Source organism: Serratia sp. C2(1) (genome assembly GCF_036352655.1).
Classification (GTDB): Bacteria; Pseudomonadota; Gammaproteobacteria; order Enterobacterales; family Enterobacteriaceae; genus Serratia; species Serratia inhibens.
In genome coordinates this window covers 481746-497460 of the sequence record NZ_JAZFBA010000001.1, presented here as the reverse complement: position 1 = coordinate 497460, position 15715 = coordinate 481746, and the positions used below count along the sequence as shown (strand labels likewise).

General features: G+C 55.3%; 12 protein-coding genes. 2 read left to right on the top strand and 10 right to left on the bottom strand.

The genetic code is table 11. The features are described 5' to 3' along the window. Positions 1–4: 4 nt before the first annotated feature. From nuoI to lrhA, 9 genes are all read right to left on the bottom strand, one after another. The gene (gene nuoI, locus V2S86_RS02370) at positions 5–547 is read right to left on the bottom strand and encodes an NADH-quinone oxidoreductase subunit NuoI (protein WP_006317994.1); all 543 of its coding nucleotides are present in this window, start codon (positions 545–547) and stop codon (positions 5–7) included. 14 nt (positions 548–561) lie between these two features. Beyond that, positions 562–1539, bottom strand: coding sequence for an NADH-quinone oxidoreductase subunit NuoH (gene nuoH, locus V2S86_RS02365; RefSeq protein ID WP_330761063.1), 978 nt, complete (start codon positions 1537–1539; stop codon positions 562–564). Further along, positions 1536–4274, bottom strand: coding sequence for an NADH-quinone oxidoreductase subunit NuoG (nuoG, locus tag V2S86_RS02360; protein ID WP_330761062.1), 2739 nt, complete (start codon positions 4272–4274; stop codon positions 1536–1538). Before nuoG ends, nuoH begins: the two co-directional genes overlap by 4 nt. Before the next feature lie 79 nt (positions 4275–4353). After that, positions 4354–5706: an NADH-quinone oxidoreductase subunit NuoF gene (nuoF, locus tag V2S86_RS02355; RefSeq protein WP_330761061.1), complete on the bottom strand. Its 1353-nt coding sequence runs from the start codon at positions 5704–5706 to the stop codon at positions 4354–4356. Next, positions 5703–6254, bottom strand: coding sequence for an NADH-quinone oxidoreductase subunit NuoE (gene nuoE / locus V2S86_RS02350; protein ID WP_004947273.1), 552 nt, complete (start codon positions 6252–6254; stop codon positions 5703–5705). The genes nuoF and nuoE overlap by 4 nt, the downstream gene beginning before the upstream one ends. A gap of 2 nt (positions 6255–6256) precedes the next feature. Continuing rightward, a complete protein-coding gene (nuoC, locus tag V2S86_RS02345; RefSeq protein ID WP_442995849.1) occupies positions 6257–8053 on the bottom strand; it encodes an NADH-quinone oxidoreductase subunit C/D in 1797 nt (598 codons plus the stop codon). A gap of 95 nt (positions 8054–8148) precedes the next feature. Further along, positions 8149–8823: a NuoB/complex I 20 kDa subunit family protein gene (locus V2S86_RS02340; RefSeq protein ID WP_004947278.1), complete on the bottom strand. Its 675-nt coding sequence runs from the start codon at positions 8821–8823 to the stop codon at positions 8149–8151. Positions 8824–8852: 29 nt separating this feature from the next. Then, the gene (locus V2S86_RS02335; RefSeq protein ID WP_330761060.1) at positions 8853–9290 is read right to left on the bottom strand and encodes an NADH-quinone oxidoreductase subunit A; all 438 of its coding nucleotides are present in this window, start codon (positions 9288–9290) and stop codon (positions 8853–8855) included. 712 nt (positions 9291–10002) lie between these two features. Next, on the bottom strand, positions 10003–10938 hold the full coding sequence (gene lrhA, locus V2S86_RS02330; RefSeq protein WP_330761059.1) for a transcriptional regulator LrhA: 936 nt from the start codon (positions 10936–10938) through the stop codon (positions 10003–10005). An 862-nt stretch (positions 10939–11800) separates the two neighbouring features. Here lrhA and V2S86_RS02325 point away from each other — a divergent pair. Then, complete coding sequence (locus V2S86_RS02325) at positions 11801–13015, top strand: pyridoxal phosphate-dependent aminotransferase (protein WP_006317019.1); 1215 nt, start codon at positions 11801–11803, stop codon at positions 13013–13015. A gap of 208 nt (positions 13016–13223) precedes the next feature. After that, entirely contained in the window at positions 13224–13823 is a 600-nt protein-coding gene (gene yfbR, locus V2S86_RS02320; RefSeq protein ID WP_330761058.1) for a 5'-deoxynucleotidase, read from the top strand. Positions 13824–13849: 26 nt separating this feature from the next. On the opposite strand, the gene V2S86_RS02315 is transcribed toward yfbR, so the two are convergent. Then, positions 13850–15682, bottom strand: a complete 1833-nt coding sequence (locus V2S86_RS02315) for an SLC13 family permease (RefSeq protein ID WP_330761057.1) — start codon at positions 15680–15682, stop codon at positions 13850–13852. Positions 15683–15715 lie beyond the last annotated feature (33 nt).

Sequence of the window (15715 nt, the reverse complement as noted above, 5' to 3'; positions counted from 1 at the left end):
CTCCTTAAGGCAACAGACCTTTGACGTCGATCGGCTTGGCTTCGTTTTCGGCTTCGCCCTTGGCTTTGCCGTCAATCGCCATACCGGCCATCCGGTAGAAGTTATATTCCGGATATTTACCCGGCCCCGAGATCAACAGATCTTCTTTTTCGTACACCAGATCCTGGCGCTTGAACTCACCCATTTCGAAATCCGGCGTCAACTGGATTGCGGTGGTCGGGCAAGCTTCTTCGCACAGGCCGCAGAAAATGCAGCGCGAGAAGTTGATGCGGAAGAATTCCGGATACCAACGGCCGTCTTTCTGTTCTGCTTTTTGCAGCGAGATACAGCCGACCGGGCAGGCAACCGCACACAGGTTACAGGCCACGCAGCGCTCTTCGCCGTCCGGATCGCGCGTCAGCACGATGCGGCCACGGTAGCGCGGCGGCAGGTAAACCGGTTCTTCCGGATACATCTGGGTTTCGCGCTTGGCGAAGGCATGCATGCCTATCATCCAAATGCTGCGCACCTGGGTGCCGAAACCAACCAATAACTCTTTCAATGTCATGGTTTATTCACCCCTTATTGAGCGTTGTACAAAATGACGGCGGCGGTCGCCAGCAGGTTCAGCAGCGTCAGCGGCAGGCACACTTTCCAGCCGAAAGACATCACCTGGTCATAGCGCGGACGCGGCAGAGCAGCACGAATCAGAATGAACATCATCATGAAGAAAGCCGTTTTCAGCGCGAACCAGATAAATGGCGGCAGGAACGGCCCCTGCCAGCCGCCGAAGAACAACGTCACAATCAGGGCGGAAACGGTGACGATACCGATGTATTCACCCACGAAGAACAGACCGAATTTCATACCGGAATATTCAATGTGGTAACCGTCGGCCAGTTCCTGCTCGGCTTCCGGTTGGTCAAACGGGTGGCGGTGGCACACCGCAACCCCGGCAATAGCAAAGGTAACAAAACCAAAGAATTGCGGAATGACGTTCCAGACGTGAGCCTGGGATTCAACGATAGCCTGCATGTTGAACGAATCAGCCTGCATCACAACGCCCATCAGCGACAGGCCGATAAACACTTCGTAACTCAGGGTTTGCGCGGAAGCACGCATCGCCCCCAACAGCGAGTATTTGTTGTTGCTCGACCAGCCGGCGAACAGCACGGCGTAAACCGCCAGGCCGGCCATCATCAGGAAGAACAGAATACCGATGTTGAGGTCGGACACCGCCCAGGTCGGGCTGACCGGGACGATGGCAAATGCCAGCAACAGGGAAGTAAAGGCGATCATCGGCGCCAGAGTGAAGATCACCCGGTCGGAGAATCTCGGTACCCAGTCTTCCTTGAAGAACATTTTGATCATGTCGGCAACCAGCTGCAGCGAGCCGCCCCAGCCGACACGGTTTGGTCCATAACGGTTCTGGAACAGGCCAAGCAGACGGCGTTCGCCGAAGCTCATGAATGCCCCACAGCTCACTACGACCAGCAGGATCACTACCGCTTTAAGAATGGAGATCAGAATTTCGATCACCTCAGGGGTAAACCAGCTCATCGTGTTGCCTCCCGCAGATTTTCAACCGTTGCGCCCACCAGTACCGGCGAGATCCCTGGCAAGCCAAGCGGCAAACCGACCTGGCCCTGGGTCAGAGTTTCACTCAGACGCACCGGCAGACGAAGCTGCTGGCCCGCACAGCTGAACTCCACCAGCGCACCGGCATTGACGCCAAGCGCAGCGGCATCGGCCGGGTTCACCATCACGTAGGCTTCTGGCATACGCTGCTGGATCACGCCGGAACGCTGTGACATTTCATCACTGCCGAACAGGTGGTAATACGGCGCGACACGCCAGCCTTCCGCATGATTAAAGGCGGCAGGCACGTTGGTGAAGTAACCCAGGTTACCCTCCCCTGCTTCGATCAGGCGGATGCCCGGATCGCCATGGCGCAGCTTGCCGCCCACTTCGGCCTGGAATTTGTTCCATGCCTGCGGTGAGTTCCAGCCTGGTGCCCAAGCGAACGGGATCTGCTGACGATCGGCCAGCGGGCTGTTGTTCCCTTCCATCGAGAAGGAGAACATGGTGTCTTTATCCTGCGGCTGACGCGGTTCGTGCACGCTGATGTTGGCGCGCATAGCGGTACGGCCGCTGGAGCGATGCGGAGAACGCGCCAGTTTCTGGCCACGAATGCGGAAACTCGCATCCGGCGCAGCGTCCACAATGCCCTGCAACTGCGGCAGCGCAGTGACGCAGGCTTCGATCACGTCGTCAAGTTGCGTCCAGTCCACGTGGCGGCTGGTGTAGGTGGAGTGCAGCGAGTGCATCCAACGCCAGCTTTCCAGCATCACGGTGTAAACGTCTTTCTTCGCATCATCGTAATAAGCCGGATCGTAAACCTGGAAGAAGCGCTGGGCGCGGCCTTCCTGGTTGACCAGCGTACCGTCGCTTTCAGCGAAGCTGGCCGCTGACAGGATAAGGTTGGCCTTATCCATGATCGCGGTGCGCTGGTGATCAGCCACGATCAGGTTGCTGATCTTCGCCAGTGCAGCGTCTACTTTCGCCGCCGGTGCGTGACGGTAGAGATCGTTTTCCATCACGATGGCGGTATCGGCTTCGCCGCTTTCCAGCTGCGCCAAGGCTTCATTGAGCGAACCGCCGCCGATCATCGACAAACCGACGCTGTTGGCGGCGCTGGCGACGAAGGTTATGCCAACGTCAGAGCCGCGATCCTTCAGCGCCTTGGCGATGTTGGCCGCCGCTTCGATGATGGCTTCGCTGCCGGCGTTGCTGCCGGTAACGATCAGCGGTTTGCGCGCGTCGGTCAGTGCCTGCACGATGATGTCGACTTTCTTGCTCAGGTCGGCTGCCAAATCGTTGACCGCCGGTGCCGCATTATCCAGCGCATGAGCAATGGCAAAGCCAAAGCGCGCCTGGTCGTCCACCGGTGCGCTGTAGTTCCACGCCGCGATGTCGTCCAAACGGGTATCATCCACGTTGGTGACGAACAGCGGATATTTGGCGCGTTGGCCGATGTTCTGTATCGCCGCAATCTGCCAGTCGGCAACGCGCTGGGCCGCAGCCATCGCACGTGCCTTGCCTTTCACGGCCTGACGTACCGACAGCGCGATGCGTGCGCCGGTCTGGGTCAAATCTTCACCCAGAACCAGAACGGCATCGTAGTCTTCGATTTCGCGCAGCGCCGGGGTGTAAACGCCGCTGTTTTGCAGCACGTTCAGCATCAGGTTCAGACGTGCCTGCTCAGACTGGGCAATACCGGTATAGAAGTTCTCGGCACCAACCAATTCACGCAGCGCAAAGTTGCTTTCCAGGCTGGCGCGCGGCGAGCCGATACCGATGGTTTTCTTTGCCTGACGCAGAATGTCCGCCGCGCCCTGCATCGCCTGTTCGGCGTTCAGGGTGATCCAGTCATTGCCGCGCAGTTGCTGCGGCTGACGCGGACGATCTTTCTGGTTCACGTAGCCATAGCCAAAGCGGCCGCGGTCACACAGGAAATAGTGGTTCACGCTGCCGTTGTAGCGGTTTTCGATACGACGCAGTTCGCCATAGCGCTCGCCCGGGCTGGTGTTACAACCGATGCTGCACTGCTGACAGATGCTTGGCGCAAACTGCATATCCCACTTACGGTTATACCGCTCGGAGTGAGTTTTGTCGGTGAACACGCCGGTCGGACACACTTCCACCAGGTTGCCGGAGAACTCGCTTTCCAGCGTGCCGCTTTCCGTGCGCCCGAAGTAGACGTTGTCGTGCGCGCCGTACACGCCGAAGTCGGTGCCATCCGCGTAATCTTTGTAGTAGCGTACGCAACGGTAACAGGCGATACAGCGGTTCATCTCATGCGAGATAAACGGCCCCAGTTCCTGATTGTTGTGAGTACGCTTACTGAAACGGTATTTACGGAAGCTGTGGCCGGTCATTACCGTCATATCCTGCAGGTGACAGTTACCGCCTTCTTCGCATACCGGACAGTCGTGCGGGTGGTTGGTCATCAACCACTCGACCACGCTTTCGCGGAACTGCTTGGCTTCGGAATCGTCGATGGAAATAAAGGTTCCATCCGATGCCGGTGTCATACAAGACATCACCAAACGGCCACGCGTATCTTCCGCGTTTTGGTATTGCTTTACCGCACATTGGCGGCAAGCGCCGACGCTTCCCAGCGCCGGATGCCAGCAAAAGTAAGGAATATCGAGCCCGAGGGAGAGACAAGCCTGCAGCAGGTTGTCAGCGCCATCTACGTCGTATTCTTTGCCGTCTACATGAATCGTAGCCATAGTCAGCATGCTTCCAAGTGGCCTGCCTTACGGCAGGCGTTAATCAAAAATTCTGGCCGTGTTGTGGCAACGAGCCGGCTTACCAGCGTTGCTTCAGCAGATTGTTCGGCTGGATGCCGCCAATCGCATGCGCATTGCTGAAGTGCTTAACGGCTATGCCCGCTTCAAACTCTTCACGGAAATATTTAATCGCGCTTTGCAGTGGCTCTACGGCACCTGGCGCATGAGCGCAGAAGGTTTTACCTGGGCCAAGGAAACGGCACAGCTGCTCGAGGGTTTCGATATCCCCCGGCTGCCCTTCGCCATTCTCCAGGGCACGCAGGATCTTCACGCTCCACGGCAGGCCATCGCGGCACGGCGTACACCAGCCGCAAGACTCGCGTGCGAAGAACTCTTCCAGGTTGCGCACCAGCGGGACCATACCGATTTCGTGATCCACCGCCATCGCCAGCGCGGTGCCGAGACGGCTACCGGCTTTGCCGATGCTCTCGAAATCCATCGGCAGATCGAGGTGATCGGCGGTCAGAAAGTCGGTGCCCGCGCCGCCTGGCTGCCAGGCTTTGAAGCGCAGACCGTCACGCATGCCGCCGGCGTAATCTTCCAGAATTTCACGCGCGGTGATGCCAAACGGCAGTTCCCAAACGCCCGGATTTTTCACCCGACCCGAGAACCCCATCAGCTTGGTGCCGGCATCCTTGCTTTTACCACCGTTGATCCCCTGGTACCACTCAATGCCGTTCGCCAGGATAGCCGGAACGTTGCACAGGGTTTCTACGTTGTTGACGCAGGTTGGCTTGCCCCAAACGCCGGAAGAAGCCGGGAAAGGCGGTTTGGAACGCGGGTTGGCGCGGCGGCCTTCCAGCGAGTTGATCAGAGCGGTTTCTTCGCCGCAGATGTAACGGCCGGCGCCGGTATGGACGATCAGCTCGAAATCGAAGCCGCTGCCCATGATATTTTTGCCCAGCAGGCCCGCTTCGGTCGCTTCAGCGATGGCGCGGCGCAGATGCACCGCCGCCTCGATGTACTCGCCACGCAGGAAGATATAGCCGCGATAGGCTTTCAGCGCGAACGCGGAGATCAACATGCCTTCCACCAACAGGTGCGGCAGTTGCTCCATCAGCAGGCGGTCTTTATAGGTGCCCGGTTCCATTTCATCGGCGTTACACAGCAGGTAACGGATGTTCATGGATTCGTCTTTCGGCATCAGGCTCCACTTCAAACCGGTGGAGAAACCCGCGCCGCCGCGGCCTTTCAGCCCGGCGTCTTTCACCAGGTTGACGATCTCGTCCGGGGCCAGGCCCTTGATGGCTTTCTCAGCACCTGCATAACCGTTTTTGCTGCGGTATTCATCCAGCCAGACCGGCTGTTTGTCATCGCGCAACCGCCAGGTCAGCGGGTGCATCTCGGGAGTGCGTACAATGTCTTTAATCATTGATACTGCTCCAGTAGCGTCTCGATATCTTCCGGCTTCAGCTGACTGTGAGTATCCTCATCAATCATCATGGTTGGCCCTTTATCGCAGTTGCCCAGGCAGCAGGTCGGCAGCAAAGTGAAACGACCATCAAAGGTGGTTTGACCCGGTTTGATGCTCAACTTCTTCTCGATAGCGGCCTGAATGCCCTGGTAACCGGTGATGTGACAGACAACGCTGTCACAATAACGGATCACGTGACGCCCTACTGGCTGACGGAAAATCTGGCTGTAGAACGTGGCCACGCCTTCTACGTCGCTGGCAGGAATGCCCAGCACTTCCGCGATGGCGTAAATCGCACCGTCCGGAACCCAGCCGCGCTGCTTCTGCACAATTTTCAGTGCTTCGATGGAAGCGGCGCGTGGATCCTCGTAATGGTGCTTTTCGTGCTCGATCGCATCACGTTCTTCCGCGCTCAGTACAAATGCATCAGCGCCGCTCTGGGGAGCGGCTGCATTGATTGGCTCAAGCGCATCGTTGACTGCGTGATTGTCTTTTTGATCATGCATAGTTAGCGGTCCACATCTGACATTACAAAATCGATACTACCCAGATAGACGATCAGGTCGGAGACCAGGCTGCCACGGATTACCGCTGGGATTTGCTGCAGGTGAGCAAAACTTGGCGTACGTACCCGGGTGCGGTAGCTCATAGTGCTGCCGTCGCTGGTCAGGTAGTAGCTGTTGATCCCTTTAGTGGCTTCAATCATCTGGAATGATTCGTTGGCTGGCATCACCGGGCCCCAGGAAACCTGCAGGAAGTGGGTGATCAGCGTTTCAATATGCTGCAGCGTGCGCTCTTTCGGCGGCGGCGTGGTCAGCGGGTGGTCGGCCTTGAACGGACCTTCCGGCATATTGTTCAGGCACTGTTCGAGGATGCGCAGGCTCTGACGCAGCTCTTCCACCTTCAACATTACGCGGGTGTAGCAGTCGCTGTTGCCGTCGCCGACCGGGATTTCGAAGTCGAAATTCTCATAGCCGGAATACGGGCGCCATTTGCGCACGTCGAACTCGATGCCGGTGGCACGCAGGCCGGCACCGGTCACGCCCCACTCCAGCGCTTCTTTGGCATTGTAGGATGCTACGCCGACAGAACGGCCCTTCAGAATGCTGTTCTTCAGTGCAGCCTTGACGTAGGAGTCCAGGCGTTTCGGCATCCACTCGAGGAACTCACGCAGCAGGCGATCCCAACCGCGCGGCAGATCATGCGCGACGCCGCCGATGCGGAACCAGGCTGGGTGCATACGGAAACCGGTGATCGCTTCAACCAGATCGTAGATTTTCTGACGATCGGTAAAGGCGAAGAACACCGGGGTCATGGCGCCGACGTCCTGAATGAAGGTACTGATGTACAGCAGATGGCTGTTGATGCGGAACAGTTCAGACAGCATCACGCGGATAGTATCGACGCGCTCCGGCACCTTGATCCCGGCCAGTTTTTCAACCGCCAGCACGTAAGGCATTTCATTCACGCAGCCGCCGAGGTATTCGATACGGTCGGTGTACGGAATGTAGCTGTGCCAGGACTGACGTTCGCCCATCTTCTCGGCGCCACGGTGGTGGTAACCGATGTCCGGCACGCAATCGACGATCTCTTCGCCGTCCAACTGCAGAATAATGCGGAACGCACCGTGCGCAGAGGGGTGGTTCGGGCCGAGGTTGAGAAACATGAAGTCCTCGTTTTCGGTGCCGCGCTTCATGCCCCACTCTTCCGGTTTGAAGGTCAGCGATTCCATTTCCAGATCTTCTTTCTGTTTGGTCAACACAAAGGGATCGAACTCGGTGGCGCGTGCCGGGTAATCTTTACGCAGTGGGTGGCCTTCCCAGGTCTGCGGCATCATGATGCGCGTCAGGTGCGGGTGGCCGTCGAAGGTAATACCGAACATTTCCCAGGTTTCACGCTCATACCAGTTGGCATTCGGGAATACCCTGGTCGCTGTGGGCACGTGCAGGTCTTTTTCAGACAGCGCCACTTTCAGCATGATGTCGCGGTTACGTTCGATGGAAATCAGATGGTAGAAAACAGAAAAATCCGCGGCAGGCAAACCGTCGCGGTGGGTGCGAAGACGCTCGTCTACGCCATGCAGATCGAACAGCATGACATAAGGCTTCGGCTGTTTTCTCAGGAACGTCATTACTTCCAGCAGCTGGTCAGGTTTGACCCATACCACGGGCATTCCGGTACGGGTGGACTGAACAGTAAAGGCTTCCGGCCCAAAGCGGTTGCGCAGTTCGCCAATCACCGGATCGTCTTGGTGATCCCTGGTTTGCCATGATGGCAGGGCGTCGTGCGTCGTTGAATCTGTCATAATTTTTTTCACCACACTAAAGGGTTATTTCGCCGCAAGTTCACTTTTCGCTGTGTTAACCAATAGCGCACTAAGATGGACGTTAAATGAACGTCTTAAATCTCGTCAGGCGTCCGAAGGTTGGTCACCGCGATACGCTCGCCGTGTTTACGCTCTCTTTCAGACTGCATGTTGGCGCGGTACACGCCCTGATCGCCGACAACCCACGACAGCGGGCGGCGCTCCTTACCGATAGATTCCTGTAACAGCATCAGCGCTTGCATGTAGGCTTCCGGGCGTGGTGGGCAGCCAGGAATGTACACGTCGACCGGCAGGAATTTATCCACGCCCTGAACCACGGAATAGATATCGTACATGCCGCCGGAGTTGGCGCAGGCTCCCATCGAAATAACCCATTTTGGCTCCAGCATCTGTTCATACAGGCGCTGAATAACCGGGGCCATCTTGGTGAAGCAGGTACCGGCTACGACCATCAGGTCAGCCTGGCGTGGCGATGCACGCAACACTTCGGCACCGAAACGCGCAACGTCGTGAACGGCGGTAAACGACGTCACCATCTCCACGTAACAGCACGAAAGGCCGAAGTTGTATGGCCAAATAGAGTTCTTACGCCCCCAGTTCACCATATCATGCAGTGCATGCTCGAGTTTACCCATGTAAACCGTGCGGTGAACCTGTTGGTCCAGGGGATCGGCGACGATCTCCTGTTTTTGCAGGGGGTAACGGTCATTCTCACCGTTCGGGTCTATGCGGGTGAGCGTATAGTCCATCTTAATGCCTCGTTTTTAACCACAAATGACTACTGCGGATGACGGTTGGTGTTAGTGATTGTGCCTGGTTTACTGAGACGTTTGGAACGCGAAGGCGTCCAGTCCAATGCGCCGATACGCACCAGATAAACCAAACCGGACAATAGCACCAAAATGAAAATGGCGGCTTCGATAAAGCCCACCCAACCACTCTCGCGAACGGAGACCGACCAGGCATACAGGTACAAGGCTTCAACATCGAAAATGACGAAGAACATGGCGACCAGGTAAAACTTGGCGGACAGGCGCATGCGCGCCGAACCGACCGAGTCGATCCCGGATTCAAACGGGGTGTGTTTGGCGCGCGCACGGGCTCTCCCGCCCAGGAAAAACGCGCCCAGCAGCATAAGACCGCAAAGCCCGATAGCCACGACAAGAAATACGGCGAACGCCCAGTGATGAGCGATAACTTCAGTGGTTGTTGACATACTCTATGCTTACTCATCAAAAGTGGCGTCGATCGCACTGCTCTTGTAACCGGCAGTTAGTGCACCACATCGATTTAAGGGAAGGATAAATTAACCACACAAACAAACTGCTTTTACAGAGAGTTAGGCAGCGTTTTACTGTGGGCTTTTTACTCCTTTCTATAACCTTTTGTCAACTTTGACAAAAGTACCTACACACTAGTTTACATACCCATCATTTTATTAACATTTGATGCGACTGGCTTAGGCTAAATCGTGTCAGTCAATTGCCGTGTAGAAACAGATAGATATAAACCAACATGCTTATTTCAGTTTCACTATACCATTGTCTCAGGAATCTCCTGTTCTTCCACTCACTACCTAGGGGTATTTTTTTGATCCAGGACACGTTTTCAGCATAATTCCTCAAAAAAAGTGTGGGCCTTTAACAAATTTTGTCAAATTCAGACGTAAAAATACCCGCAATAAATTACCAAAATAACCATATCAATTCCAGGCCTTTACGCATATTCCTCCAAGTTCAAAAAACAAGCAAAACCATTTCTTTACCATCTGACAACGGTTCTCATTACCGAGAATAGTTAATTAAATAGCCACTTCGTAATCAAAAAAATCGCTAACCTCCATAAACAGACCTTTAGCCAAATTACGGCCAAAAAAAACCTCCGCCGAAGCAGAGGTTTTAGTATGCAGCTTTTAACGCGTCAGGAGGTTATTCCTCACCGTCGGCCAGGCAAGTGTCACCCTGCTGGGATGAACTCCCGCCACTGAAGCTGTAACTGTCGTTGCCATTTTGCACCGCGCTGAAAATCGCCATCGCCAGCTCGTTGCCGCACTGCGTGTCCTTGCACAGGGCATACTGGGTGTCTGGCAATGGCGGCAACCCTTCTACCGCGCCCAGCACCCGCAAGTCAGGACTCATCATCTCGATCGGCCGGACCGTGATCCCCAAACCGGCCTTGCAGGCAGCACGAACGGCCGAAAGCGTCGAGGCTACATAAGCGATACGCCATGGGATCCCGGCGTCATCAAGATGCTTGATCGCCATCGAGCGAAACGGGCTGGGTTCGTCCATCACCACCAATGGGATCGGCTCACCGGCCTGATACCGGTAATCTGCGGAGCAATACCACAGGGTCGGCGAAGTACGCAGCACAATGTGCGGATGTCCCTCGGCTTCCACCGTCGTAATCGCCAGATCGACTTCGCCGTTTTCCAGCATGTCGAGCATGAACGGGCTGCGTTTCACCCGCACATCAATCGCCAACTTGGGGTAAACGGACGTGACGCGATTAAGTAGGAAAGGCAGTATGGTATCGGCGGTATCATCAGAAGCACCGATAGTCAGAACACCGTTTATATTGTTGTACATCAGAGAGGTACAGGCTTCGTCGTTGAAGCGCAGGATTTTCCTGGCGTAGCCGAGAAGCTGAATACCGTGTTCGGTCAATAATTTGTTGCGCCCGTGACGAGCAAACAACTCTTTGTCAACCAATTGCTCTAACCGCTGCATTTGTTGACTGACGGCTGATTGGGTACGACAAACGGCAACTGCCGCAGCCGCAAAGGTGTTCAAATCAGCAACAGCCACAAAAGTTCTTAGCAGATCGAGGTCGAGATTAAGTATCGGACGATTTGCAGTTGTCATAGTGTTTTCTTCACTTTTTGAATTCTAATTTACAAACTACCCTGGTGTGTTTCTAAGACATCGTTTAAAAGGGACGATGCCTGACATGACAGTACCCCACTCATTAGTGGAGGGCAAAAAAATTACTTATATTTCGTTACCTCTATCGCCTTTTAAAATGCGATCTATCGCGGATGCTTATAGAACGCAGTGCTCTATTACTAGTGAAAGTGTTTAATTTTTACCGAACCGAAGATTTTACTCATTCACAATGCTGGATTGCCACACCAATCGTGCTGCGTAATTTCCGCGTCCTGACAGGCTTCAGCTCCCCTTCCCCGAGAAAAAGTAAGGTATTTGCTGCGTTATACAGGGTTCATCTCTTAATGAATTTAATGAATTCAATTAGTAACATTTACCCTGTGAATAATATGGGAATAACTGCTTAAATGTTGCTTAAGAAAGAGACTGAAATATTACTAATGTAATATACCCAGTGTACTCAGTTTGGGTTGCCGATTGGCGACCCGCTATCAGACTACTCCGGTATTATCATTTCTTTACAGTTTATCCGGAGCAATCCTCCCCTCCGGCTTATCAGTGCCCGGCGGGCCGCAGCACCCACCTTTCTTTTAAGGGGCAATCATGTGAACACAACGCCATAAAATCAGCATAAAAAACCAAAAAACAAAATCAATTAAACATAATAACCCAAACAAACCCTCAAGCTCTGCCCATCATCACTAATATTAGCCTTTGGACCCTTCATTTGCACCAAAGGCGTGCATAACCCTTCAAAAGCGCCAGCGCCAGGAGTACATTGAGCGGGTTGCGGTGTTCCACGGTAGGAACGCCCCCATTCCAGCAAAAGGCCCAACTTTCTATGTCCCCCATTGAGAAATCCCACAAACTGGACAACGTCTGTTATGACATTCGCGGCCCGGTGCTCAAAGAAGCTAAACGTCTTGAAGAAGAAGGCAACAAAGTCCTCAAACTGAACATCGGCAACCCTGCCCCGTTTGGTTTTGACGCCCCTGATGAAATCCTGGTCGACGTGATCCGCAATCTGCCCACGGCGCAAGGCTATTCCGACTCCAAAGGACTCTTCTCGGCGCGTAAGGCGATCATGCAGCACTACCAGGCGCGTAACATCCGTGACGTGACCGTAGAGGATATCTACATCGGCAATGGGGTTTCCGAGCTGATCGTGCAATCCATGCAGGCGCTGCTTAACAGCGGCGACGAAATGCTGGTACCGGCGCCGGATTACCCGCTGTGGACCGCCGCTGTGTCACTGTCCGGCGGCAAGGCCGTGCATTACCTGTGCGATGAACAGGCAGGCTGGTTCCCGGATCTGGACGACATAATCAGTAAAATCACTCCGCGCACCCGCGGCATTGTGATCATCAACCCGAACAACCCGACCGGCGCGGTATACAGCAAAGAATTGCTGGAGCAGATTGTCGAGATCGCCCGCCAGCACAACCTCATCATCTTCTCGGACGAAATTTACGACAAAATTCTGTATGACGAAGCCGAACACCATTCGATCGCCGCGCTGGCACCGGATCTGCTGACCGTCACTTTCAACGGGCTGTCCAAAACCTATCGAGTTGCGGGTTTCCGTCAGGGCTGGATGGTGCTGAACGGGCCGAAAAAACACGCCAAGGGCTATATCGAAGGGCTGGAGATGCTGGCCTCCATGCGCCTGTGCGCCAACGTGCCGATGCAGCACGCGATCCAAACGGCATTGGGCGGCTACCAGAGCATCAGCGAATTTATTCAACCTGGCGGCCGTCTGTATGAACAACGCAACCGTACCTGGGAACTGCTGAATGATATTCCCGGCGTTTCCTGCGTGAAGCCTCAAGGTGCGTTGTATATGTTCCCGCGCATCGACGCCAAACGCTTTAACATTCACGATGACCAGAAAATGGTGCTGGATCTGCTGCTGCAGGAAAAAGTGCTGCTGGTGCAAGGCAGCGCATTCAACTGGCCGTATCCCGACCACGTGCGCATCGTTACCCTGCCGCGCGTTGATGAACTGGAAATGGCAGTGGGCAAACTGGGCCGCTTCCTGGAAGGCTACCGCCAGTAAAAATTAACGACACTCTCGTAATGTCCGAAATGCTTCGCGTTGCATCAAGGCGGCAACCGAGCACATCTCCAGGAGCATAGATAGCTATGTGACCGGAGTGGGCGAAGGCAGCCAACAAAGAGGCTGCGTGAAGCATGAAGGATATTTGCATAACCCGTCGTCACTGCTCACAATGGAACCCTCACTTGCCGTTGTAGAAGAGAGCACCATGAGCCAAAGCCATTTCTTTGCCCACCTGTCCCGCTTGAAACTGATCAACCGCTGGCCGCTGATGCGCAACGTGCGTACCGAGAACGTTTCCGAACACAGCCTGCAAGTGGCGTTTGTCGCCCATGCGTTGGCGGTGATCAAAAACCGAAAATTCAATGGCAACCTGAGCGCCGAGCGCGTCGCCCTGCTGGCGATGTACCACGATGCCAGCGAAGTGATTACCGGTGATATGCCAACACCAATCAAGTACTACAATCCGCAGATCGCCCACGAATATAAAAAAATCGAAAAAATCGCCCAACAGAAGCTGCTGGATATGATCCCAGCGGAATTACGTAACGATTTCCGGTCGATTCTCGATGAGCATTACTACACCGAAGACGAAAAACTGGTGGTAAAACAGGCCGATGCTCTGTGTGCCTACCTGAAATGCCTGGAAGAGTTGTCTGCCGGCAACAACGAATTCAAGCTGGCGAAAGCCCGGCTTGAAAAGACCCTGCAGCAGCGCAGCAGCCCGGAAATGGATTATTTCATGAACGTGTTTATCCCCAGCTTCAGCCTGTCTCTGGATGAAATCAGCCTGGACTATTCCCTGTAATGTTAACGGCGCAGCCCGCTGCGCCGTTAAAATGCATACAGCCACGGCACAATAATCACGCTGACCAGCATCACCAACAGCGTGAACGGCACGCCGATCCGCACGAAATCCCCGAACTTATAGTTCCCCGGCCCCAGCACCAGTGTGTTCACCGGTGAAGAAACCGGCGTCATAAACGCTGCGGAAGCGGCAACGGCGATAATCATGGCGAACGGGTATGGTGAAACGCCCATCTCACGCGCAGCGGCAATGGCGATAGGTGCCATCAGCACGGCGGTGGCGGTGTTGGAGATAAACAGGCCTATCGTGGCGCATAGCGCAAACAGGCACACCAGCATCACGCGCGGCCCCTCCTCTCCGGCAACGTCCATCAGCCCGCGCACGATCAAGTCCACCCCACCGGTTTTCTGCAGCGCCTGGGCAAACGGCATCATGCCGGCAATCAAGATAATACTCGGCCAGTGAATAGACTTATAGGCGCTTGCCATATCGATGCAACGGAATTTACCCATCAGCAAGCAGGCAATCAGCGCAGCGATCGGATTGGGGATTTCATCGGTCAACATCATCGCCACCATCAGCGCCAGGCAAAACAGCGCGTGCGGCGCCTGGGTGATGGCCGGCGCTACCTCATCCACCTCGGCCGGCAAATTAAGGACGATAAAATCATGGGTTTTTGCCTGCAACTGGCGAATCGCCTTCCAGTCACCGATCACCAACAGGATATCGCCCAGCGCCAGCAGTTCATCCACCAACTTGCCCGCCAGGGTTTCGCCATTGCGGCGAATGCCGACCACGTTCAAATCGTAGCGACTGCGGAACGTCGATTCGCGCAGGCTCTTGCCCAGTAGCGTCGAATCCGGAATCAACGACACCTCCGCCATGCCGACGTTGCGCGCCTGTTCGGAGAAATAGTCGCCCCGCAGCACCATCGGCTCCAGTTGCTGCTCGCTGCAAAACTCGCGCAAGTCGATCTGGCTGTCCGACATGTCAATCAGCAGTACGTCTCCTTCTCGCAGTTCGGTGCTGCCGGATGCGCTGACCATCACCCGTCGGAAGCGCTTCCAGCGTTCGATCCCCACCACGTTGGCACCGTAGCGGGCGCGCAGATGCAATTCATCCAACGAACGGCCTACTAACGATGATCCGCTGCGGATCGCCAGCCGGCGCGCCCTGCCGGTCAGTTTATAGTCGCGGATCAGATCGCGGAAGGTGCGGCGCTGCCAGGTTTCCCGGCTTTTATCACCGTCGTTATTGCCCAGCCAACGCCGCGCCACCAGCATGTATCCCACGCCCAACACCAATACCGCCAGGCCAACCGGCGTCACGCCAAAGAAACCGAAACCGCCGATACCCTCGCGCACCAATTCGCTGTTCACCACCATGTTCGGCGGTGTTGCCACCAGCGTCATCATGCCGCTGATGAGGCCGGCAAAACTCAGAGGCATCATCAGCCTGCCCGGCGTAATTTTCATCCGTGCCGCCACGCTGAGTACCACCGGGATAAAGATCGCCACCACCCCGGTAGAGCTCATAAACGCCCCCAACCCGGCCACGGTAACCATCAGCAACGTCAGCATTTTGGTTTCGCTGCTGCCGGCGACCCTCACCAGCCAGTCGCCCACCTGATAGGCTACGCCGGTACGCACCAGCCCCTCGCCAATCACAAACAGCGCGGCAATCAGGAGCACATTGGGATCGCTGAACCCCACCGTCGCTTCCTGCAGGGTCAGCGTGCCGCTCAAAACAAAAGCGATGATCACCAGTAGCGCCACCACGTCCATACGCAGTTTGTTGGTGGTAAACAGCACGATGGCAATTAACAGTAAACTCAGCACCCACAGTAATTCGCTGTTCAAAACGGCCTCATCCGGCAGACATAGTCAAGGGCT

Excerpts from the sequence above, each read along its gene's own strand:
- yfbR (WP_330761058.1), top strand. The coding sequence starts at position 13,224 with ATGAGCCAAAGCCATTTCTTTGCCCACCTGTCCCGCTTGAAACTGATC.
- nuoE (WP_004947273.1), bottom strand. The coding sequence starts at position 6,254 with ATGCATGATCAAAAAGACAATCACGCAGTCAACGATGCGCTTGAGCCA.
- V2S86_RS02340 (WP_004947278.1), bottom strand. The coding sequence starts at position 8,823 with ATGGACTATACGCTCACCCGCATAGACCCGAACGGTGAGAATGACCGT.
- nuoF (WP_330761061.1), bottom strand. The coding sequence starts at position 5,706 with ATGATTAAAGACATTGTACGCACTCCCGAGATGCACCCGCTGACCTGG.
- lrhA (WP_330761059.1), bottom strand. The coding sequence starts at position 10,938 with ATGACAACTGCAAATCGTCCGATACTTAATCTCGACCTCGATCTGCTA.
- V2S86_RS02335 (WP_330761060.1), bottom strand. The coding sequence starts at position 9,290 with ATGTCAACAACCACTGAAGTTATCGCTCATCACTGGGCGTTCGCCGTA.
- nuoI (WP_006317994.1), bottom strand. The coding sequence starts at position 547 with ATGACATTGAAAGAGTTATTGGTTGGTTTCGGCACCCAGGTGCGCAGC.
- nuoH (WP_330761063.1), bottom strand. The coding sequence starts at position 1,539 with ATGAGCTGGTTTACCCCTGAGGTGATCGAAATTCTGATCTCCATTCTT.
- V2S86_RS02325 (WP_006317019.1), top strand. The coding sequence starts at position 11,801 with ATGTCCCCCATTGAGAAATCCCACAAACTGGACAACGTCTGTTATGAC.
- nuoG (WP_330761062.1), bottom strand. The coding sequence starts at position 4,274 with ATGGCTACGATTCATGTAGACGGCAAAGAATACGACGTAGATGGCGCT.
- nuoC (WP_442995849.1), bottom strand. The coding sequence starts at position 8,053 with ATGACAGATTCAACGACGCACGACGCCCTGCCATCATGGCAAACCAGG.